This is a genomic window from Acaryochloris sp. 'Moss Beach' (assembly GCF_021497025.1).
GTDB classification, from domain to species: Bacteria; Cyanobacteriota; Cyanobacteriia; order Thermosynechococcales; family Thermosynechococcaceae; genus Acaryochloris; species Acaryochloris marina_A.
On the sequence record NZ_CP071717.1, the window covers coordinates 3958391 to 3980815 of the forward strand.

Annotated in this window: 17 protein-coding genes; 5 read left to right on the forward strand and 12 right to left on the reverse strand. The window is 48.5% G+C overall.

The features are described from left to right. Positions 1 to 70 precede the first annotated feature (70 nt). Positions 71 to 880: a pseudouridine synthase gene (locus HRE53_RS18730; RefSeq protein ID WP_235107526.1), complete on the forward strand. Its 810-nt coding sequence runs from the start codon at positions 71 to 73 to the stop codon at positions 878 to 880. After that, complete coding sequence (locus tag HRE53_RS18735; RefSeq protein ID WP_235107527.1) at positions 861 to 1685, forward strand: RodZ domain-containing protein; 825 nt, start codon at positions 861 to 863, stop codon at positions 1683 to 1685. Before HRE53_RS18730 ends, HRE53_RS18735 begins: the two co-directional genes overlap by 20 nt. On the opposite strand, the gene HRE53_RS18740 is transcribed toward HRE53_RS18735, so the two are convergent. Both HRE53_RS18740 and HRE53_RS18745 read right to left on the reverse strand, forming a co-directional pair. Beyond that, positions 1682 to 3076: a phospholipid carrier-dependent glycosyltransferase gene (locus HRE53_RS18740; protein WP_235107528.1), complete on the reverse strand. Its 1395-nt coding sequence runs from the start codon at positions 3074 to 3076 to the stop codon at positions 1682 to 1684. The genes HRE53_RS18735 and HRE53_RS18740 overlap by 4 nt on opposite strands. Next, a complete protein-coding gene (locus HRE53_RS18745; protein WP_235111163.1) occupies positions 3077 to 4297 on the reverse strand; it encodes an HhoA/HhoB/HtrA family serine endopeptidase in 1221 nt (406 codons plus the stop codon). It lies immediately after the preceding gene. 116 nt (positions 4298 to 4413) lie between these two features. Here HRE53_RS18745 and queF point away from each other — a divergent pair, with 116 nt between their 5' ends. Further along, positions 4414 to 4848: a preQ(1) synthase gene (gene queF / locus HRE53_RS18750; protein WP_235107529.1), complete on the forward strand. Its 435-nt coding sequence runs from the start codon at positions 4414 to 4416 to the stop codon at positions 4846 to 4848. A gap of 43 nt (positions 4849 to 4891) precedes the next feature. Here the strand turns inward: queF and larB are convergent, their stop codons facing one another. The 7 genes from larB to HRE53_RS18785 all read right to left on the reverse strand — a co-directional run bounded on the left by larB (position 4892) and on the right by HRE53_RS18785 (position 13576). Beyond that, a complete protein-coding gene (larB, locus tag HRE53_RS18755; RefSeq protein WP_212664794.1) occupies positions 4892 to 5692 on the reverse strand; it encodes a nickel pincer cofactor biosynthesis protein LarB in 801 nt (266 codons plus the stop codon). Positions 5693 to 5732: 40 nt separating this feature from the next. Continuing rightward, positions 5733 to 6416, reverse strand: coding sequence for a neutral zinc metallopeptidase (locus tag HRE53_RS18760; RefSeq protein ID WP_235107530.1), 684 nt, complete (start codon positions 6414 to 6416; stop codon positions 5733 to 5735). 182 nt (positions 6417 to 6598) lie between these two features. Further along, positions 6599 to 8026, reverse strand: a complete 1428-nt coding sequence (pntB, locus tag HRE53_RS18765) for a Re/Si-specific NAD(P)(+) transhydrogenase subunit beta (RefSeq protein ID WP_212664795.1) — start codon at positions 8024 to 8026, stop codon at positions 6599 to 6601. Between the two features lie 82 nt (positions 8027 to 8108). Next, the gene (gene pntA / locus HRE53_RS18770; protein ID WP_212664796.1) at positions 8109 to 9722 is read right to left on the reverse strand and encodes a Re/Si-specific NAD(P)(+) transhydrogenase subunit alpha; all 1614 of its coding nucleotides are present in this window, start codon (positions 9720 to 9722) and stop codon (positions 8109 to 8111) included. 866 nt (positions 9723 to 10588) lie between these two features. Then, positions 10589 to 11083: a pentapeptide repeat-containing protein gene (locus tag HRE53_RS18775; protein ID WP_212664797.1), complete on the reverse strand. Its 495-nt coding sequence runs from the start codon at positions 11081 to 11083 to the stop codon at positions 10589 to 10591. Positions 11084 to 11270: 187 nt separating this feature from the next. Next, the gene (locus HRE53_RS18780; protein WP_315876618.1) at positions 11271 to 11816 is read right to left on the reverse strand and encodes a dihydrofolate reductase family protein; all 546 of its coding nucleotides are present in this window, start codon (positions 11814 to 11816) and stop codon (positions 11271 to 11273) included. Positions 11817 to 11962: 146 nt separating this feature from the next. Next, positions 11963 to 13576 (reverse strand): rhomboid family intramembrane serine protease, encoded by a 1614-nt coding sequence (locus tag HRE53_RS18785; protein WP_235107532.1) that lies wholly within the window; start codon positions 13574 to 13576, stop codon positions 11963 to 11965. A 273-nt stretch (positions 13577 to 13849) separates the two neighbouring features. Here HRE53_RS18785 and HRE53_RS34470 point away from each other — a divergent pair, with 273 nt between their 5' ends. Together HRE53_RS34470 and HRE53_RS34475 are read left to right on the forward strand one after the other, a co-directional pair. Then, on the forward strand, positions 13850 to 14470 hold the full coding sequence (locus tag HRE53_RS34470; RefSeq protein WP_255800771.1) for a pitrilysin family protein: 621 nt from the start codon (positions 13850 to 13852) through the stop codon (positions 14468 to 14470). Between the two features lie 43 nt (positions 14471 to 14513). After that, positions 14514 to 16517 (forward strand): pitrilysin family protein, encoded by a 2004-nt coding sequence (locus HRE53_RS34475; RefSeq protein WP_255801488.1) that lies wholly within the window; start codon positions 14514 to 14516, stop codon positions 16515 to 16517. Here HRE53_RS34475 and HRE53_RS18800 read toward each other — a convergent pair. The 3 genes from HRE53_RS18800 to HRE53_RS18810 form a co-directional block, all read right to left on the reverse strand. Further along, a complete protein-coding gene (locus tag HRE53_RS18800) occupies positions 16514 to 17323 on the reverse strand; it encodes a hypothetical protein (RefSeq protein ID WP_235107533.1) in 810 nt (269 codons plus the stop codon). The two genes, HRE53_RS34475 and HRE53_RS18800, sit on opposite strands and share 4 nt — an antisense overlap. Next, positions 17298 to 18950 carry a filamentous hemagglutinin N-terminal domain-containing protein gene (locus HRE53_RS18805; RefSeq protein ID WP_235107534.1) on the reverse strand — a complete coding sequence of 551 codons (1653 nt, stop codon included), beginning with the start codon at positions 18948 to 18950 and terminating at the stop codon, positions 17298 to 17300. The genes HRE53_RS18800 and HRE53_RS18805 overlap by 26 nt, the downstream gene beginning before the upstream one ends. Before the next feature lie 194 nt (positions 18951 to 19144). Next, positions 19145 to 22297 (reverse strand): carotenoid oxygenase family protein, encoded by a 3153-nt coding sequence (locus tag HRE53_RS18810; protein ID WP_235107535.1) that lies wholly within the window; start codon positions 22295 to 22297, stop codon positions 19145 to 19147. Between the last annotated feature and the right edge of the window lie 128 nt (positions 22298 to 22425).

Sequence of the window (22425 nt, forward strand, 5' to 3'; positions counted from 1 at the left end):
CTTTATGTCTCACAATATGGCTACCTCCATTTCTAGTCGTTAGAATTGGGGTGTCAATCCTCAGCAATTTATGGAAGTCCGGCTACAAAAATTGTTATCTCAATGGGGCGTTGCCTCACGCCGTCAGGCAGAACAATTAATCTCAGCGGGGCAGGTTCAGCTCAACGGACACACAGCAGAATTAGGTCAAAAAGCCGATCCTGACCAAGACCAAATTTCCCTCAACGGCAAGATCCTCAATCCCACCAATCGCCCTCAACAGCTCTATTTACTGGTGAATAAACCCAAAGGAGTTGTGTCCACCTGTAAAGATCCTCAAAATCGGCCCACGGTGTTGGACCTGCTGCCTAAAACCTATCAACAGGGTCAAGGTCTGCATCCCGTCGGACGATTGGATGTTGCATCTACAGGGGCGTTGCTTTTAACCAATGACGGACAACTCACCTTTGCCCTCACTCACCCGCGATTCCACATTGCTAAAACATATCAAGTTTGGTTAGAGGGATGTCCACCCCCTGAAATCCTTGCTCGATGGCGTCAAGGGATTCAGCTAGATGACAGAAAAACCTTACCTGCACAAGTTGAAATCCTAAAACCTTACCAAAGCCATACCAATTCCATTTGTATAGAGGTTATTCTACAGGAAGGGAGGAATCGCCAAATTCGACGAATTGCTGAACTACTGGGCTATCCGGTGCGTGCATTGCATCGAAGCCAGATTGGTTCAATATCCTTGCGCTCACCATCAGGTAAACTATTACCCCAGGGACGCCATCGGTCGCTAACAGCTTCAGAAATGAAGAATTTGCGGCGTTTGATCAAAGTTAGGAGCAGTATAAGCCCAAGAAGGAGTTCTCCCTATGAATCCGCTCGAAGTTGAGCCAGATTTGACGCAAAAGCTGTCAGAGATAGGCAATCGATTGCGTGAAGCCCGCCAGGCCCAGGACACCTCCTTAGAAGAGATTTCTGGAAAAACAATGATTCCGACACGTCTGCTATCCGCCATTGAAGAAGGCCGGGTGGATAGTCTACCGGAAGCCATTTATACCCGTGGGTTTATTCGTCGTTTCGGGGATAGCGTGGGCTTAAATGGGTCCAATTTAGCTGACGTCTATACTGGCAACTTAAGTCACGATCAGCTAGAAACAGAAACAAAGACTAAGAAGCGAAAAAGACGAATTGGTGGACTGAGAGGTGGCTTACGCCCTGTTCACTTATACGTCCTTTATATCGCCCTGATTATGTCCGCAGGGGTCGGGTTGTCCTACCTCACCAATCCTTCAGCGATCACCTCGGCTGGCGATTCACCGGATACTGCAGGTGCCATCAACGCCGAATCGGAATCGGCACAGTCCAAGGATGAATCACAAGCACCTAAGGATACCTCGGCAAAACCCGTTGCTGATCCCACCGCCACCAATCCTGAGACCGTTCGAGTTGACCTCACTATCAAAGAGGCTTCCTGGATGGAGATTATTGTCGATGGCGAAGTCAGTTACGAGGGCATCCTATCTCCAGGGACCAATAAAACCGTTGTCGCCAAAAAACAGCTGGTGATTAAGGCCGGTAATGCAGGCGGCGTTATGATGGCAGTCAATAAAAAGCCAGCCCAATTCATGGGAGAGCCCGGAGCCATTGAAGAAGTCAAATTGGAGCCGGAAGCCCTAACGAGTCAATCGACTTAACCTCTAACTCTCAAAATCCGCCATATCATTGGCGATATGGGTAGTCCTAAGAAAATAGGTAAACAGATTATAAAGCTGACTAGGCTAAGCACTAGTAAAGCTACTGCTAGCTGTCGCATCCACCTGTCTGATGCCCGCAGCCAACCATCTATATACCATGCCAGAGCGAGACTGGTAAACATTGATGCGGGCATATAGTGGTACAAAAACGTACAGCGACTGACCCCTACCCAGGGCAAAAAATTAGCCAAATAATTCACGCCAACGTAGCAAGGTAGCCAGACCTGTTCCCCGGAAAGGTTAGCCGCATCATGATCTTCTGGATGGCGTTGAGCTATGCTATTCCAAATTTGCCATCCGCCCCAAACCAAGAGGGCCAAGATAGCGATAGTGCTCGCCCACCAGAGCAGGGGATTGCCAATCGCATACACACTATAAATCCATTTAACTGCGTTCTGAGGCAAGGGAGGCCCCGTCACCGGCAAGGGTTCCAGAGTACTCTGGGTGACTTGATAAAAATAACTAATCGGCTTGAGCAGTAAAGGCCAGGTGTACCAAGCTGAGCAATAGGGATGAACCTCGTCACCCCCAACCTGCCGATGGTAGCCAAAGATTTCTTTGTGAACCTGCCAAAGGTTAAAGTCAGGGTTTTGAGCTAAATGGGGAATCCAGAAAATACTGTAGACGAATAGTGCGATCCCAGGTAGATATACAAACAACTGCAGCCAGGATAACTCTGACAATCTTTGAATCGGTAACCGTCGCTTTGGGCTATCCGAAGATCCAAACCATGCCTGACCGGCTTTCGCGACTAACCACAGTAGATAAAGACCGAGTAGAAACCCTAATCCATTCCATTTAACGGCGATCGTTGCCCCAAAACTAGCGCCCGCCGCTGCCAACCACCCATTACGCTGATGCCCCTGATGGTTGAGAGAGATTAAGACCAACCAGTGGGCCAACAAGCCAAAAAATAGGATGTGGACATTGAGCAGGGCATATCGGGATTCCACCAAGAGCAGGCCATCTAGACTAGCTAATGCTGCCGTGATCAAGGCATAGCTCGGCCGTTTGCAGAGTTGATAGGCAATCCCCGACAGAATCAATGGGATCGTCGCCCCAATCAGGGCATTCATCCATCGAAATCCCCAGGTGTTAAATCCCTTGAGGGCAATGCCCAGGGCAATTAAATATTTACCTAAGGGAGGATGAGCATCAAAAAATTCCGTTTGGGTGAGGTAGTTATGGCCAAACTTGGCAAAGTAGACCTCATCAAACACAAGGGTATTAAACCGTTCTAATCCCCAAAACCGAAAGGCTAAGGCAAAGACCCAAACGCAACTAATTCCTATCCAAAACCAAAGGGGAGGGCGAGATGAAGAGACTCTCATCTAAGCCGCATTTTCCAGGGCTGCCGTCTGCACAGCAATCTGCTGAGTCCGTTCACCGCGCTTGAGGATGAGCTGCAGGTTTTGTCCCACCTTCGTATTTTCAACAAATGACTGCATATCGTTAGCACTTTTAATGGACTGACCATCTACAGACACAATCACATCACCCCAGCGAATTCCAGCTTTCGCAGCCGGTGTATCAGGGAAGACTTTCATCACCAGGGCACCATCAATTTCAGGCAAGATAAAGGGAGAGTTGGGATCTTTATTGTTTTCCTGGGCCTGCTCAGGGGTAAGGGTCGTCATTTGGACACCGACGTAGGGATAAGCAATTTTCTCACCCCGAACGAGCTGGTCTTTGAGGCTTTTGGCTTTATTGATGGGAATCGCAAACCCAATACCCATGGCATCGGCACGAATGGCGGTATTGATACCAATCACTTCACCGGCATCGCTCAGCAAAGGACCACCGGAGTTGCCTGGATTAATGGCGGCATCAGTTTGGATAAAGTCTAGTCGCTTACCAGGAATACCTACCTCTGCACTAGTGCGGTGTAAGGTGCTGATAATGCCTAGGGTAACGGTGTTGTCCAAGCCAACAGGGTTTCCTACAGCAATGGCCCAATCTCCAACTTGGGATTGATCTGAATTCCCTAAAGGCGCCACCGGTAAAGGATCTTTGACTCCTTTTAGCTTGACGACCGCTAAGTCAGAGACCTCATCAACGCCACGGACATCGCCTTCGAAAATTCGGCCATCCTTGAGGGTGACGGAAACGGTATCAGCTTTGCTGACCACATGAGCATTGGTGAGGATAATGCCGGAACTCTCAATAATAAATCCTGATCCTTGCCCCCGGAGCCGATCTTCTCGGGGACTGCGGGGATAACCTTCGGGGCCAAAGAAATCTCGTAAAAAGGGATCATCGAAAAAGGGATCGGAGGCAGGACGAACTACGGTGCGTTCCGTATCAATTCTGACGACTGTATCCCCCACCTTCTGCACTACATCTGAAATGAAGTTATGGGGGGCTCCGGTGGTTGCACTGGTGAGAATTTTGGCAGCAGGGCTAGCAGGAGCCACTTCCGCCTGGGCGGGCAGTATGGACCCTAGGGTTAAGCCCACAACCAACACAGTCGATAGGATTCTTTTAAGCCAATCAGACCGCTGTATTGGCCTAGGAAAGGCGCATAATACTTGAAAGAACTTTGAGAAAAGCATATTCATGGGTTTCTTGCTGCTTTGCTGCCACCGTCTACGCTATAACAAGTTTAGTCGTTTCTAACTGTAACCTTCTTAAATAGCATTGGGGTGACCCACACTTGCTACCGAATCTCATGAGCCAATCTCCCTCCCGAAATCCTACTTCTGACCCCAGCCCACAGTCTGTACAAGAGACTTCAGAATCCAAATATGGGGAACGCCAAATTGCAGAAGGAGCCCTAATTACGTTTCCTAACCCTCGTATAGGGCGTCGTTATGACATTCACATTACGCTGCCAGAATTTACCTGCAAATGTCCTTTTTCTGGATATCCTGACTTCGCCACTATTCATCTCACCTATGTTCCAGATCAACGCGTCGTAGAGCTAAAAGCGTTGAAGCTCTATATCAATAGCTATCGCGATCGCTATATTTCCCATGAGGAATCAGTGAACCAAATCTTGGATGATATTGTGAATGCCTGCGATCCCCTAGAGATCAGGGTGAAGGGTGACTTTCTACCCCGAGGGAACGTCCACACTGTAATTGAAGTAAAACATCAAAAATAGTGGATTAGAGTCACGGACCGATAGCCTCAGCCAATCAGTCAGGTCACTTGGCATCAGTCTGTTCAGACTCTGATACCTGCATTTTGACAGCTGTCCTCAGAATCTGGCCTGCTAACATTGCAGCACCAAATCCATTATCAATATTGACCACACCAATTCCAGGGGCACAGGAATTCAGCATGGTCAGTAGGGGGGCAAGGCCATTAAAACTAGCCCCATAACCAATGCTAGTGGGAACCGCAATAACAGGACAATCTACTAAACCCGCCACCACACTGGCTAAAGCCCCTTCCATACCTGCCACCACGATCAGGACATCCATAGATGCGATCGCATCTCGGCAACTCAGCAACCGATGAATCCCAGCCACCCCCACATCCCAAAATCGGGTAACCGCAAATCCCCAAAGAGAGGCGACTACAGCCGCTTCTTCGGCAACGGATTGATCAGAGGTTCCTGCGGATACAATCCCAATCCGACCCGGATGTTTCGAGGTTTCTGGTAGTAGGGTTGTGGAACAAATTCTGGCTTTATCAAAATACTGCAGCTGGGGCAATGCTGGCTGCAACTGGGCAAAGACCTCAGATTCAATCCGTGTGGCGATTACACAGTCGGCCTGGGCCTGCATAGTTTTGAAAATTTCGATAATTTGCTCAGGGGTTTTGCCTGGCCCCCAAATCACCTCAGGGAAACCTGTTCGCAGCGTTCGGTGATGATCGATTTTGGCAAAATCACCCACGGGTTCGTAGGCCAGATATTTCAGCTTTTGCAAGGCCAGCTCTGGGCTGACCTCACCTGTTGAAACAGCTGTTAGCAGTTGAGCAAGGGTATCAGGTTGCGTCACAAGAGCAGGAAGTAGGTAAGGAATGGAGGAAAAGAATAGACTAACGTCTAAACTTCACCACGGTATATCTTAAGCAACTCCTGAACCCGTTTCTATACCCCGTGCGAAAAGCTTGAGCCCGCTGAGCCCGAGTCCCATGGGTATTGGGATTAAATTGGGTATGGCCACTGGAGTAGGACTGATAATATCCTTCCTCGGCATCGTTGGCATCGAGCAAGCCTTTGCGATTGGCATATTGAGCATAGACCCCTGCAAAGCAGTCTGCCTGAAGCTCCTCTTGATATAGGTAGCGATTGAGCCGACTCAGGCCTAGTTGACGCTGAACCGCATGACCATATTCATGGGCCATGATCGTAATGGCAGCAAAATCTCCCCAGCGCTTGTCGGCACGCACGAGAAACGGAATGTTGAGATAAATGCCATGATCTCGGGGACAGTAGAGGGCATTAAAGGCGCCAGAGACCCCACAGGCCGTTCGTACCGCTCGGTAGTAGGTGTAAGATTTGGGACGATACCATTTGCGACCCATTTGCCGAAACGCTTCTTTCCAGAAAGCATTAATATCTGAATTCGCAAAATTGACTTTCTGACGTAGAGTTTGGCTAGTAGCGGGCTTAGACGCCATCAACCCTAGTCCCATTGCTAAACTGAGTGAAAGTAGGAATGAAGGAACAAACCTACGTCGATTGAAGAACCAACGGTCCTTGAGGAGGCTGGGAAGCATAGGACTAGTGAGAGATTCAGAGGATATTAGTTAACAGTGTAGACGGTATTTTTATCCAGAAAGTTCACCTTCTTTGCTTTGGGATTTTGGGCCAAAAGTAGGAATTTATCCATAAAAAAAGTAGAGAACACCTAATAAAAACAGGCATTCTCTACTTTACGCAGAATAATGAGTCAGAGCAATTATGCGGCGACAGCTGTCTTAGTCTTTGCAGCTGCGAGCTGCCCTAAGATGGCATCGACGTTTTGACGAGCATCTCCAAACAACATTTCGGTGTTGTCATTGTAGAACAAGGGATTATCGACCCCTGCATAACCACTGGACATGCCCCGCTTCATCACCACGACGTTCTCGGCATTCCAGACTTCTAGCACTGGCATGCCTGCAATGGGACTCTCAGGATCACTGAGAGCGCTGGGATTCACCGTATCGTTAGCACCAATCACCAGCACGAGATCCGTTTCGGCAAAGTCATCATTGATTTCGTCCATTTCCAGAACGATATCGTAGGGAACGTTGGCTTCTGCCAATAGGACATTCATATGTCCAGGTAACCGACCTGCAACAGGATGAATACCAAATCGGACATTCGTACCCCGATCTCGCAGGATCTTAGTGATTTGGGCAACGGGATGTTGAGCCTGAGCCACGGCCATGCCATAGCCTGGAGCAATAATCACGTTCTTGGCATTTTTGAGCAATTCTACGGTGTCATCAACAGTGGTTGAGGTCGCTTCACCCACGGGACCATCTGCTGACTTGGAGCCGCCGCTTTTAGGAGCTGCACCAAAACCACCCAGAATAACGCTGAAGAATCCTCGGTTCATGGCTTTACACATGATGTAGCTGAGGATGGCACCACTACTGCCCACTAGAGCACCGGTGATAATCAACAGGTCGTTGCCGAGCATAAAGCCAGCGGCAGCAGCAGCCCAGCCAGAATAGCTATTGAGCATAGAGATAACCACAGGCATGTCGGCACCACCAATGGCAGCAACTAAATGAATACCCAGTAAACTGGCGATCCCAGTCATGATCAGCAATGGCTGTAAACCAGCCGTGCCAGGTGCACCCATAAATTGAGCACCCAAAATTACCGATCCCACTAGCATGCCAATGTTGAGAAAATGGCGGGCAGGCAACATCAAAGGCTTGCTGCCAATAATGGCTCGAAGTTTAGCAAAGGCAACAATCGACCCGGTAAAGGTAATCGCACCAATGAATACTCCTAAATAAATTTCGATGCTGTGGATGGCTTCTTCGGATCCGGTTAAACCAGACTCCGGTTGGAGGTAGTTGGCAATACCGACCAGAACAGCAGCCAATCCCACAAAACTATGCAAAATCGCGACCAATTCTGGCATGGAGGTCATAGCCACCCGAGAAGCCACAATAGCTCCAATAATGGCACCGGGAACAATCACTGCCGCTAAAGTGGCGTAGTTAGTGACTTCGGCTCCAAGGGCCGTAGCTCCGAGGGCAATTACCATGCCCAAAATGCCGTAAATGTTTCCTTTGCGTGCGGTTTCCTGATTCGACAGGCCTGCCAAGCTAAGGATGAATAATGCACTTGCCGCGATGTAAGCCACGGTGACAAGGCTATTGGTCATAGTTGACTCCTAAAAAGATAGATCCCTGCAGCCCTATCCAGTTGAGGACGGCAGGGTATTGATTGACTTAAAAGACAAGAGATTATTTACGGAACATTTGCAGCATGCGCTGGGAAACAAGGAAGCCCCCGGCGATGTTGATGGTGCCAACTAGGATTGCGATCGCACCCAGTATTGTGGTCGGTGATCCCAAAGGACCCGAGATTTGCAGCATACCGCCCAGAATAATGATGCCGCTAATGGCGTTAGTGACACTCATCAAAGGGGTATGCAAGGCGGGAGCCACATTCCAAATCACCTGCCAACCCACAAAGCAAGCCAATACAAAGACCGTAAAGTGAGTCAAAAAGGAAGGAGGAGCCGTGAAACCAATTCCGAACAAAGCCGCACCGACCGCAATTAACGGTAACCACTGACCAATAACGGATTTCTCCTTTACTTCAGGCTCAGTAGGCATTGCAGGCTGCTTAGTCTCAGCTGCAGGCTTGGGAGAAGGCTGGCTGACTTGTGGAGGAGGCCAAGTAATTTTGCCCTCTTGCAAGACTGTAGCGCCCCGGACCACTTCATCTTCAAAGTCAATTTTGTAGTCTTCTGCACCGCCCATATCCTTGAGCAGATGGCAAAGGTTGTTGCCATAGAGCTGACTGGATTGGTTGGCCATGCGGCTGGGTAAGTCCGTCAAGCCAACAATCGTAACGCCATGATGTTGATAAACTTCATTCGGTCGGGTCACTTCGCAGTTACCGCCCTGCTCTGCTGCCATATCGACAACCACAGAACCTTCCTTCATGCTCTCCACCATATCCTTGGTGATTAGCAAGGGAGCTTTTTTGCCTGGGATCAAGGCAGTGGTGATAATAATATCGACCTCTTGGGCCTGCTCAGAAAACAGAGCCATTTCAGCCGCAATAAACTCAGGGCTCATGGTTTTGGCGTAGCCTCCGGCTCCGGCCCCATCTTCTTCGAACTCCAGCTCTAGGAATTCAGCACCCATGCTTTGCACCTGCTCTTTCACGACAGGGCGAGTATCAAAGGCTCGAACAATAGCACCCAAACCTCGGGCTGCACCAATGGCAGCAAGACCGGCAACGCCAGCTCCAATCACCATGACTTTTGCAGGAGGAACTTTACCGGCAGCAGTGATTTGTCCGGTAAAAAAGCGACCAAAGTTGTTGGCCGATTCCACCACAGCTCGATAGCCCGCAATATTGGCCATAGAGCTAAGGGCATCCATTTTCTGGGCGCGGCTAATCCGAGGGATCGCATCCATCGCCAAGACATTGGCCTTGCGCTCAGCCAGCTGCTTCAACAAGTCTTCGTTTTGAGCAGGCCAAATAAAACTGATTAAGGTTTTGCCTTCATGGAGTAGTTCTGATTCATGGCAGTTGAGAGTGGGGTGCATCTGCGGTGCCCGCACCTTGAGAATGATATCGGCTGTTTCCCACAGTTGAGCTGCATCTGCTATGACTTGGCAGCCAGCCTTTTCATAAACCTGATCGGAAAATGTGGCATCAGCGCCTGCTTTAGATTCAATTAAGACCTCAAAACCCATTTTTTGCAGAGTTTTTGCAGTATCAGGGGTCGCTGCTACTCTGCGCTCGCCTGAAAAGACTTCTTTCGGGATGCCGATTTTTAGGCCTGTTTTTGGTTCTTGGGTATTATCAGCGTTCGCTAATTTCTTGTCGGCAACAGTCATGAATGCTCCTTGCGGTGGTAAGTCTTCAACGGAAACTAGAAATTAAGGTGTTCCTGACCTCCTTAAAAACAGAGGTGAGGGATATGAAGTTTTCAAAACTTGAGGAGAAATTCAACGGCTCACGGAGATGATCAATGCCCTCCAATAATTATCCTGAGAGCGGTTTAGCTACATCGCCACAGCAAAAAACTGCAGCTACGAGAGTGATCGAAATATGAAACGAGAGTGAGGCGTGAACAACGAATTTTGGAAATTGTGCCAAGGAATTGAAGCGTAATCAGCGCAAAGCTCTACTAAATGGACCTAACACTAACAATTGGATGGGTTCACCTATAAGAGGACATACTAATCTGATCGGATCCTAAGCTTGATCCCCAAAATTGGGCGACATTCTTTAACTTGTCTTATAAATTCTTTGTTCTGCTTTGTAGATTGTTGTGTAAATGGTAGTTGACACTTCTATGCCAATTTTCTCAACTGGCCTATGCTGCCAGTTCAAACTAAATGCCCATCATTTAACAGTTCTAGCGCTAGGAATGGGTTCAAGTAATGAATCAGTTACTGTCTGGGATCAAGTTCAGTCCGAACAAAAATTGCGGAATAGGCTTGTTGAGACAAATATTGTAGCGAGTTATTTCTTGAGGCGATGGTGAACGACCTTCATGGTTGATCCGTTAACCCTACGCTATGACCTAGACAAAAAATTTCCAGAATAACCTCTTGCCATGATGAGGAAACCTTTACATCCAAAAATATCTGCAGCCATTTTGAAGAAGAGAGAGGCTACAGACATAATTCCTTGCTGACTCAGGTTTTAATCTTTATCAAGACCTGAGTCAGCAAGGAATAGACATTCTCTACTTCCGTTAGGGACAACCCAAAGAATCGCGAGTATCAATACCTGTAACAGGATTAACGCCACTAGCAGTCTCGCAGAGGATTTTGACTTGGTCCTTGTCAACGATGGCAAAACTAAAGTCAGCACCGGTGACGGTGGCATCGCGAAGACTAGACTGCAATAGCATGGCTTCCGTCAAGATAGCTCCGCTAAGATCAGCTTCTGCAAAACTGCTCAGATAGGCCATACCACCCGTCATATCAGCGTTCTTTAGATTGGCACCCGTCAAGTCAACCCCATTGAAAACGACAGCTGTGAGGTCGGTCTCGCTAAAATTAGCACCCGCCAATTGATTATTACTGAATTCAGCCTCTCGTAAGTCTTGCCCCGAAAAATCTTGCGTGACAATGTCTGCATCATCAATCGCACGAGTGGCTGCAGAACTGGCGGCATGAGCAGGTAAAGGCAGTAATAAAAACAATGCTAAAAGCGTACATAAAATGGCGGTGCGAATCCGGAACATATCTTCTCAGTTTCTAAATAAAATTTCTAGAGTAAAGCGAGAGCCAAGAGCCCCTTTGACAAAACTTAATACAAATTGGTCCCTTTGGCACGCACTCATGAGAAATCTGGGTCTTAACACCGTGCAGTACGAAGGAAACTTAGACCAGGATTTCACCGCGTGATCCTCTATGCTAAGCAGCCGTCTCTCAACTCGCTGGTTCGTAAAGGACGGTGTAGAACAACAACACTAGACCATTGCTATAGATATTGTGATCCGATAGTTGTAGACGAGTGGTAGGGACAGGGTTTTGTCCCCCTGCAAATAAAGGAATTCCGGTGCCAAACAGTACCGGATTAACTTTGAGAATAATTTCATCGATTTGCTTGGCTGCTAAAAGCGTTGTTGCCAACTCTCCACCCCCACAGAGATAGATGTCTTGACCGGATTCGGCTTTAAGATTACGAACTAAGTCATTCAGTTCATCAGCGACAACGGTCACGGCTTCGTCGGGACTCGTTTGTAACGTTCGAGAAATCACAAACTGCTGCATGTGCGGGTAGGGATTGGTTACTCCCTCTTTGACCCCCACGTCATAAGTTTTTCGTCCCATCAACACGGCATCAAACTGCTGTAAGGCCGTTAAATAATCTGAGACATGGTCTCCTTCCATCAAAAAGCCATCAAAGGAGCCATCTTCATGGGCAATAAAGCCGTCAATCGTGGATGCAATATAGTACTTCAGTTTCCGCATAAGTGACCTCGTCATACCCTAGTGCTCTGAATCTAGACACTGATAAGGCTAAACGGCAAGTCCATGCAGCAAAACATGATAATCAGCACCAAAACAATAGAGATCCCTTTCTGAAAACTGGCATTGCTATTGAGGAACCACTAGGTTTATGAAGATTTCAGTGCTGTTGGCTTAACAACAGATGTCTGGTATTTCAGCTTCAGTAAGCATCCCACCCCAAATCCAATCACTAAACCAGAAGCATGGCCGATAAAACTCACTTGAGGGGTTATTGCATCAAAGATCATTTGTATCACTACAAATAGACCAATCAACCTTAAGCGAGTCGCTGCCACTTTAGAAGATTGTTGTCGGATGATGCGCATCTGAATCGCAGCTTCAGTCCCAATTAATCCCATAATTGCTCCAGATGCCCCCACTGCTGCCGGGGTGACAAAAATACCAGTAACCGTCAACAGGGTTAATGCCAGCATTGAGCCAATGGCTGTAATCAAATATGAGACTAAAAAGCGCCACGTTCCCAACATTTTCTCCACAAACGGACCAAGCAGCGCTAACCCAAACATATTGAGGCTCAGATGTTCAATGCCAAAGTGCAGAAAAGCTGCCGCCAAAAGTCGCCACCAGTCCCCTGCGACCACTTCTGTTGGGATAAGTGCCCCTAAGGTATACAAAGCAACGGTATCTGTACCAAAATTGAGACCATTTGCACTACTTCCTACAACGATCTCGGCCATAAAAAAGGCGAGATTAATGGTAATCAAACCTTGAGTGATCGGCGATCGCCAGAACTGGATTTTTTGTCGTTCCCGATCTGGTAATTCTACGAATAAGGCATCTCCCCACGCCTTTAACTGATGGCGTGAATGATCATCTAAGTCATGATCAACGTTGGCCTGGGGACTACGCTTGAGTAACGTGTTGGCATATAGACAATTGCCACTGGCAATGAGTTGATCGAACTCTGGTTTAGCAACCTCTGGTTCACCGGCTGCCATTACTGCGGTTGCCGACCAAAATTGTTGTGCAGAGTTCGCGATGTTAGCCAGGGGACCCTTGAACAAACGCACCACCAGCTCTGGCTGCCCACAGAAGGCAAACACAATCAGGCGACTGAAATCCCAGTAATATTTGCTGGCAGCATTAGCAAGTTGAGGCTGAAACCGCTCTAGCTCTAGGATCATCTCATTGAGGCGATTCGTTTCTCCTAGGGCCATCAGGTAGGTCGCCATCAGGGAAGTGCTGCTCATGACCGTAGCTTTGGGAGTCTCCTGGGTCATCCAGTCCAGGATTTCCTGCCAATCTCCATGAAAGCGAGAAATTTGGCAGCGAGCAACCATACTCATCAGTGACTTGGATTGGCTGAACGGGAGCAGTTTGGCTTCAGCCTCAGGGAGTTGACCTGCTTGAGCGAGCTCCATGGCATAGAGATAGCGGGGCCATTGCCAAAAACTATCCATAGGATGCAACAGTCGGAGGACTTGAGCCCATCGACGTGCGGATCGAAATCGATGCTGCCAGGTGAGTTGATTGATCCGGACTGATCCTCGTTGAGGGATCAATATCATGAGGAACCAGATGGCACCACTGATGAACCCAACATAATTCGGTAAGACTTGCTGGAGTAAGACCGTTAATCCCAGGAGAAATATAGCGACCAGGAGCCAACCTCTAGCAGCCTTACCTCGTTTAAAGCCAACAATTAATAAGCTAATGCAGGATACATAAACCATCCACAGCAACAGTTGATTGAAGTCCATTACTGCTCCTCAGGCCTTGGGTTAATGGTCATGTATGGCTCTTAGCGAAACAACCTGATGTTCTTGTCATGATAATTCCCTTTGGGATGAGGTGGTCTGACGAGTCTGGCGAAAGTGTGATGGCCATTATGTGCTGTCAGGGCATAGACCAAGACCTCAGATTTTTCCCTTCAACCACAGGGGTAGGAGGTGAGCGATACTAAGATCTGAGCGATACTAAGATCTGAGGAATATGCGGCTTATCCTCTGTTGACCCATTTGATATCTACCAACGTGACTATTTCTAGTACCCCCGATTTACGAAATGTGTTGACTAAAGACGTCAACAAAATAATCTTCGAAAATGGCTTAACAATCTTACTGAAGGAAGTGCATACTGCACCGGTTGTCAGTGTGCAAGTGTGGTATCGGGTCGGTTCACGCAACGAAGCCTCAGGACTCAATGGCATTACCCACCAGTTAGAACATCTGATGTTTAAGGGGACTCAATCCCGCCCAGTCCAATTTGGCAAGCTCTTTAGTGCCCTGGGGAGTGCCTCCAATGCTTTTACCAGCTATGATATGACCGCCTATTACGGCACCGTGGGTAGCGACAAATTAGAAACGTTGCTGATCCTGGAAGCCGATCGGATGCAGAACGTGGCCCTAACCGCCGAGCATCTAGCCAGTGAAAAACGAGTGGTCATTTCAGAGTTGCAAGGCTACGAGAACAGTCCCGACTATCGCCTTAGTAAGGCCGTGATGCAGCAGGCTTTTCCAGATTCTAATTATGGATTATCGGTCGGGGGCAACAAGTCCGATGTTGAGAAGTTTACCCTGGCCCAAGTGCAGGAGTATTACCAGACCTATTATCAGCCGAGTAATGCCACGTTGGTGATCACGGGGGGATTTTGACGAAGGCACTGTTCTAGAGCAAATTCAGACCTACTTTGGTCAGATTCCAAGCAGTCCTGTCGCAACGGCACCTGCACCGATGCCAGTGGTCACTCAAGCTGCCCCCTCAGCGCCGATTGTGCTGAAAGAACCCGGCAGTGCCCCTCTGCTGGATGCGGTCTATCCTATTCCTGATGCCCAGCATCCTGATATTCCGGCCTTAGAGATTTTGGATTCGATCCTGTCGGCTGGGCGCAATTCACGGTTTTATCCAGCTTTAATTGAATCTGGCTTAGCCACCAATGCCCATGCCTATGTTGCCTCCCTAATGGATGGGGGGTGGTACAACATTTCGGTGACCGCAGCGGTAGGTGAGCTATCAGAAATTGATCAGGTGGTAGAGGCAACCCTGGAGCAGCTGCGTAGCCAGCCCATTACGACTGAGGAGCTGGAACGGGCCAAAACTCAAGTCAAGGCCGGCTTTATTCTTAGTAATCGCGAAATCGAGAATCAGGCTAGCCAGTTGGCCTATAACCAAGTTGTCACCAACGATCACTGCTTTAGCGATCGCTACCTGAGTGGGATTGAAGCGGTGACGCCTGCAGATGTGCAGCGAGTCGCTCAAACCTATCTCACCCCCATCCAAAGAACCGTCGGCTTATTTGAGCCCACGCAATTGGAAGAGCAGCCCATGACGGCAGGCATCCCTGCAACCCAAACGGCCGAAAACTTTACCCCTAGCGAACCGGTCGATCCGGCTCAGGTGGCAAAATATCTGCCTGACTTGGCGACCTCCGCTGGCTCAGATACCCAATCTTTACCCGAGCGGTGGGTTTTAGACAATGGTTTGACGGTGCTGTTGCTGGAGGACCACAGTACGCCCACAGTTACACTCAGTGGGCATATTCGGGCGGGTAATGAGTGGGATTATCTGACATTAGGTGGAGTTGCCACCATGACGGCAGATAATTTGATGAGCGGCACCACTAGCAAAGATGATCTAGCCATTGCCAAAGTCTTGGAAGATCGTGGGGCAAGTTTAGATTTTCTCTCCCTGCGAGAAGGCGTCGATGTGTCTGGATATGCCTTGTCTCCTGATCTTCTCGTGGTGTTAGAGACTTTAGGGGATGTCTTGCAGAACGCGACCTTCCCCCAGCAGCAGTTGGAATTATCTCGTCAGCGGATGCTCACCCACTTGCAGCTCGAACTAGATGATCCGGGAGCGTTAGCTCGACGGACCTTTCAACAAAAAATCTATACCCAAGACCACCCCTTTCATGGGTTCCCCACGGCCAATAGTCTGAAGAACATCAGTCGAGAAGGAATTTTGCGGTTCTATGAACAGCATTATCACCCCGACAATATGATTTTGACTTTGGTGGGAGATTTTGAGGTAGCGGAGTTGCGATCGCAACTCAACCACACCCTAGGCCAATGGCAACAGTCCCAGGACTCCACCCAGCTAGACTTCCCCGAACCCCAGCTACCTCAAACGATTCAGCGGGTCAACGCTCCTCTACCGGGCAAGACTCAAGTGGTGACCTATATGGGCTATCCCGGTATTGAACGCCACCATTCCCTCTACTATGCAGCCATGCTGCTGAACCAGATTATTGGGGGCGATACCCTATCGAGTCGTTTAGGGACTGAAATTCGCGATCGCCAAGGACTCACCTACGGCATCTATAGCTACTTTGCCGCCGGTCTCCATGCAGGTCCCTTTGCCGTACAGATGCAAACATCACCCGAAGATACCCAAACGGCTATTTCCAGTACCCTAGCCTTACTCAAACAAGTGAAAGCAGAAGGGATTACTCAGTCCGAGTTAGAAACGGCCCAGCGATCTATCCTCAACAGTTACCCTGTTGATCTGTCTGATCCCGATATTTTGGCCCAACGGTTTTTGATGAATGAAGTCCTGGGCTTACCCATCGAAGACATCCGTCACCTGCCCCAAAGAATAGGCGCTGTAACCATGGCTGAGATCAATCAGGCCATTGAAGCGTTTATCCATCCTGACCGAGTGGTCATCGTTTCCGCTGGCCCCGTGGATGCTGTCCGAAGTTAGCAATTGGGAGCAGAGGGTTGGAACGCATAATGTGATGGGCCTTGGCGCTGCGTTGTTAACACGGTGCGTCCCTGGTCATCCTGCTGCCAACCTTGAGCTTCCGTAATCTCCTGTACTGGAGTATCGGTGGGTAAAGTCGCGGTTAGTTCGGAGGGGGGAATGACTTGAGATAAAGGCTCTGGATCTGTCCGCAGGTCTTGCCATACCGCTAAGGAAGAGAGAGAGCTATGGGGGCTAATGGGTAAACCACCCCGCCCTAAGCGTTTAAAGCGACTTTGATTCGCAAATTGCCGAGTTTGACATCCTCGAGCAATGGGTTGAGGAGACTCGACATCATCGGGTTGTTCCGCCAGGTTTTCACTGGGATCGGCATCCGGGGTGTTGAGATCCACTATGCCATTGAGCTGAGGATTGTTTTGAGAAATCGCCGTAATCTCATTGAGATCAGTATTGCTTTCACTCACCGCAATCCCAAAAAGACCCTGAGTCGTAATGGTGATTTGCCCTCCCGGTCCATTGAATGCATTTGCAGTAATATTGCTGTCGCCGTCTAAAGGGAGCGCCACAATAACATCAGCATTGAGGCTGATATTGCCACCGGCATCCAGCCCAAAAGCATTGGTAGTAATGTTACTGCCATTGTTTAGGAGCAATAGATTGGTATCGATATTGAGATTGCCTGCGGGACTCGCCACCGCATTACTACTAATCTGACTTTGATTCTCTAGAAAAACTGAGTTAGCTGTTACTTTCAAGGAGCCGGTCTGGCCCTGAGCCACACTACTTAGTTGAATGATTCCCCCCATCCTTAATCCTTAACTTACCTGTATCAATTGTGATATCACCAGAATCACCAGCGCCGAAGGTACCCGCATTAATTTGACTAGCAATCAGACCCGATCGACTTATCCCCAGAACTTCAACGGAGTGAGTCGTGCTAATTTGGATATCTCCCGCTTGCCCTAAGCCAAAAGTACTGGCCGTAATCACACCGCCATCACGGATAATCAGTTTATTAGCTCGAATAATGGTATCTAAAGCATTGTTCGAGCTAATAGATGCTGTAGACACATTACTCGTTGAAAATCCGCTTTTACTAGACCCTACAATTTCAACGGTGCTGGTTGCATTGAGGGTAATCATACCGCCGGGTCCAAAGTTTGATCCCGCCGTCAGATTTGCGCCATCCCGTAAGGTTAGATCGCCCGTATTAATGGTGATATTGCCACTGGGGCCACTGTTGGGAATAAATGCACTCCGAGCATTAATTTGACTGGTACTGGTCTGGTCAATGAGGAAATTTCGAGTCACAGGTTCAGTAAAGGGAACCACTTCCGGAAGGAATCCCAAGAGGATCGTTTCCCCTCCGACATCAATAGAACGAGCTGCAGTAATGGTAAGGTTCCCACCGGGGCCTAATCCATCGGTGGCGGCGGTGATCTTAGCGCCATCAGTAACCCGTAACGTGCCAGTATTAATTTCAATCGCACTGGCCTGACCCGTCCCTATTGTGGTTGAGAGAATAGTCGTTGTTTGGGGTAGAAAAAAGCCTCTTTGGGCAATAAGGGGATCGATCGGACTATTCAGTGAAAGATTTCCCAAGACCTCTAAAGAAGTTGCAGCATTAACTGTAATACCACCACCATCAATCTCCCCCAAGGTAACGGATTGCAATCGTCCTCCCTCAGCCAGGGTGATGCGATCGCCTTGAACATTAATCACGCCACCCCCAGGACCACTCGTGTCGACCGTGGCTAAATTGTCAACGCGAATATCTTGAAAGCGTTGGACACCGCTGTAGTTTAATCCCCTAGATGAAGGGTTCAACTGCACCTGTTGATTCGCATCAACGGCACCCAAGTCAATCCGCCCCCCTGGAGCAGTTAGATTGCCCCTGACATTGACATCGCCCCCTAACAGGCTCAAGGTCTGCCCCGGCTGAACGTTGAGGTCAGACTGAACCGTAATCGTCCCCGGCTGTTGATTGAATGCTAGTCCAAGGGGCCGGTTAATGGATAGCAACGGTGCAGACTGGGCTGTGGGGGTTGCGCTAAAAATATTGCCATTCGAGAACAGGACACTATTGGCCGTCGTGGCTAAAAAAGAGCCCCCCACATTCAGTTGAGCATTGGGGCCAAACAAGATCCCCCTAGGGTTAATCAAGAATAAATTAGTGGCTCCATTGGCTCGAAGCACACCATCTAACGTCGATGCCTGTCCTCCCGTAATCCGGGCAAAGATATTAGTCAGAGCAGGATTCTGATCAAAATAAGCTGTCGTGCCAGTAGGAAGATCAAACTGCCGAAAACTATGAAATAAGTTCTGTCCCGCCTGAGTCCCTCCCAGGATTCGCTGTATTGCTCCCTCTGAGCGAACTTCTGAATTGATCGGCAAAGTTGCATCAGGGCGAATTTGGGCTGAGGCAGAAGACATTAGGCCCATCCACCCGAGAACACTGGTACATGCCCACAGCAAAGCTTGATTGTGATTAGTTCGAGCCAGAGTTAACAAGAAAAACGTGTATTAAATGGAGCAGGTAAGAAATTAAGTCACCCACTAACTTATCAAGAGATTGAAGGTGTCACCAGTGTGATCCTCTTACAGGTGGCCCACTAATTTGACCCAGCCTAAGCAATGGCATCGGGTAATTCTGCTCGATTATAGAGAAAGTTGACCATCGCTTGAGAACTATCCAAAAGCTCAGGGGTCTTCGCCAGAGTCTGTTTCAACTCTTCCGACACCACTTTTATATAGGTCTGGGGGGGACTTTCTAGATTGCTAGATTTGATAATGATCAGTTGGCCCAGCAAAAGAACCCCATTTTCTACAGCAGCAATGATTTTTAACAAAGCCGCAAGGGCCTTTGCACTTTGGTGGAGTAGTGGTGTTGTTTCATCGCCCTGCTGATGGGGCCGGTGACCGCGATACAAATCAACACCCGCTTGCATGATTTCAGCGAACTGTAGGGAGGAGAGTTGATCCGTATCTTGATATTGAACATCCTGAACCAAAGTATTTTCCTCGGCTCGGATCACAATCGGATCATGATATCCACAGGCAGTCGCATATTGTTCCACGCCGTGATAGACAGCCGTAGATACTTCGGTGGTATCAAAGATTCTCATCTTAAAGGTTTGCTTCGCACTCGCATCTGCACTGTCATGCATAACCTGAGGGAACACCTCCTGTTCAAATAGATCCTGGATGCGAGTTTTTAGGTTTTCAGGTTCCATTTGATCGAGTACCCCTTTGTAATCTTCCCGAACGTCATAGTCCGTCCGCGAGGGGGGGGATTCAAGCTTACTCAGCCAGGCCGTATGTAGGGTTGGCCCAATATTTAACTCCGGGTGATTCAGTCGATACAGCGGCCCTTGACTCAGATGGGCAGCATCAAAGATCCATAGCTCACTTAGCTTGGCATGAGTGGCATGGTCTGTTTGCAAATAATCCGTTGCAACCACCACGCAGACAATGTAACCGTGGGTAGAACTAGGCAGACCATCCTCTCTGGGCACAAACTGAGGAGAGCTGGCATAGTAGCCTGGCGGAAAGGCGTAATAGTCTTCAACCTTGAGTTGAGGAGGAGTAGAGGCCTGTCCGTCTAGAGGGGAAGTTTGACTGACTCGCAGTAGATTGGCCGGTCTACCTTCCTTAGCAATCCGGTTAATTTGTTGATCGAGTACCTGAGGGTCTATTTGGTCTTTGTATAGATCGAGATGGTTAAGGGTGTGGTGGTTGGGCCAGGCACCGCCGCAATTCCAATATACATCTGTCAAGTGGTTGGCTGTCTTTTCATTGAAGGCAAAGAAGGCCAGCAGCTGAAACTTATCGTCGTCTTCAATAATGGCTTTTTCGGATTGTCCCGTTGCCATATCTAAGGTCCAAGTTCCTAACTGATTCGGAGCCATACTGTTGGCTAAAACACCGGATCGCTGCTGCAGGATTTGATTGATATCTTCCGGGCAAGGTTGCCCTGAGTTGGCTGTTTGAGAATAGTGACACACCGCCTCGTCAATTTTGTTGACAAATTCGGCTGGATCGAGACCTTTAATATGGCCTACATGGAGAACCACTTGGTTAGCTGGATTTTCATAACTCGCCAGAAAATGGGCGGTTTCTGGTTGAAGACGAAAATGCTTGGCCTTCACTTTGTTGCCCCCTGGGCTGGAATCAGTAGACTCTAGGTCAGTCCGGGCAATAACGTACACATCGGTATAAGGAGTTTGGGCATAGTTGAGGAATGAAAATAAATCTTGAAAATCCTGGCGTAAGTCCCTTTTTATTCCTTTTTTGATCTGATCTGGACTTTGATCGGGTGAGTCAGTCGAGGTAGAATTGGACTCAGGGTTTTCGGTCACTGTTTGTCTGGGACGGGCAACGAAGCTCACAACCCTGCGTAGGTTTTTCGCAAAATTTTGGGGATTAATAAGGCTGGGCAGTACATCGGCCACCACAAATTTAAAGCTGGAATCGGAAATAACGATGTAGTCTTTCGTCAAAGACATTTGATGAACGGACTGATAGATGGGAATTGAATGCCCCTTTTCCGTCACCACTTCCCATTGATCTGATTTATCAATCTCTGTTTGCTCCCCCTGCCATCGATAGAGGAAGAGCCGATCGGTTCCTCCAACCTCCCAGAAACTTAAAATAGCCAGCAGAATCCCTAGGAGCCAAAGCATGACATTGACTAACGCCAGCACAACATAGTCAAAGAAAGACGTTCGCGGGGTATTGGGATCTTCCCCCTCTAGCTTATTTAAGAATTCCAAAAGCCCTTTGAGGAAATAGGGCTGCAGTTTCGTGACTTGCATCATGCTGCCCATGGATTTAGTGCCGTTGACCATATAAACGGCATCTTCATGGTCGTCATACACGGGATGAGCCGATGACAGAATCATGGGAAACACCTGGGACAAAATCGGAAACCCAAAAACCTTTTGCAGGGGCCTTGAAACCGCTGGCATATCAAAAATTGGCTTCCAATCTTTATTGAGGCCGACGGGAGCAACCAATCCTAAGGAACAGGGGTCGACTTCGTAGGGCCGTCCGGCATCCCAAGTCACCAGCAATCGCTCGCTATCATTCTGTTTTGGCTTTAAGGGTAACCAGGCAGTATTGAGATAATTGCGGCCTCCCAATCCCATCGATAGACGCGTTAGGGCTGCATCCCGGAACGTAAGCTGCTGATAGTCTGACCACTGCTCTAGATATTTGGGGTTGGACTCCAAAGCCCAGTCTGCGTAGTAATCAGGGGTTTTGATCAGGCGAGTCGCTAAATGGGCCCATCCCGGTTGCTGAGTGGTGGCACAAGGCTGCTCGGGGTGGGGGTTCTCTGATGTGATGGTTGAATGAACTGAGCTATGAAAATCTAAGCGATAGATCATGCCATCGCCAGAATAGATATGTTGCCAACCACCTTGGGTGGGTAAATAAATTTCAGTATCTTTAATTTTGTGGGAATCAAAGGAGGCAGCCGTGCCAATCACAAACACATGGCCCTTCAAGGTTGTGGGGAGAGGCCCAGGAACGTCAGACTGGGGGGAATGGCTTTGCCAATATTGAGGTTCCAGAAAGGCTGAACTGCTGGGGTCTACTTGTACTCCTTCATCCTTCCTAGACAAAATCGTTAAACCCAGGGGCTGGTGATAATGCTCTTTACGACTGACCGATAAGATCGCTTTGGGAAAAGATGGCCAGGTTTGAGATTCTGTTGAAGGTCCGCTCACTGTGTTATTCCCTTGCACCGATAGGTTGTTGACGCTGGCAATTCGAGTCAATCATTCAACCCTATTGCCTTATTTATGACCAAAGCTTGAGATGTTATTTATGCTAAATTTTGCTGAATTCAGTTGTTGTGAATACCCTGTTTTTTTTAACTTGCTGAAGAAAATATTGGCTAAAAGTT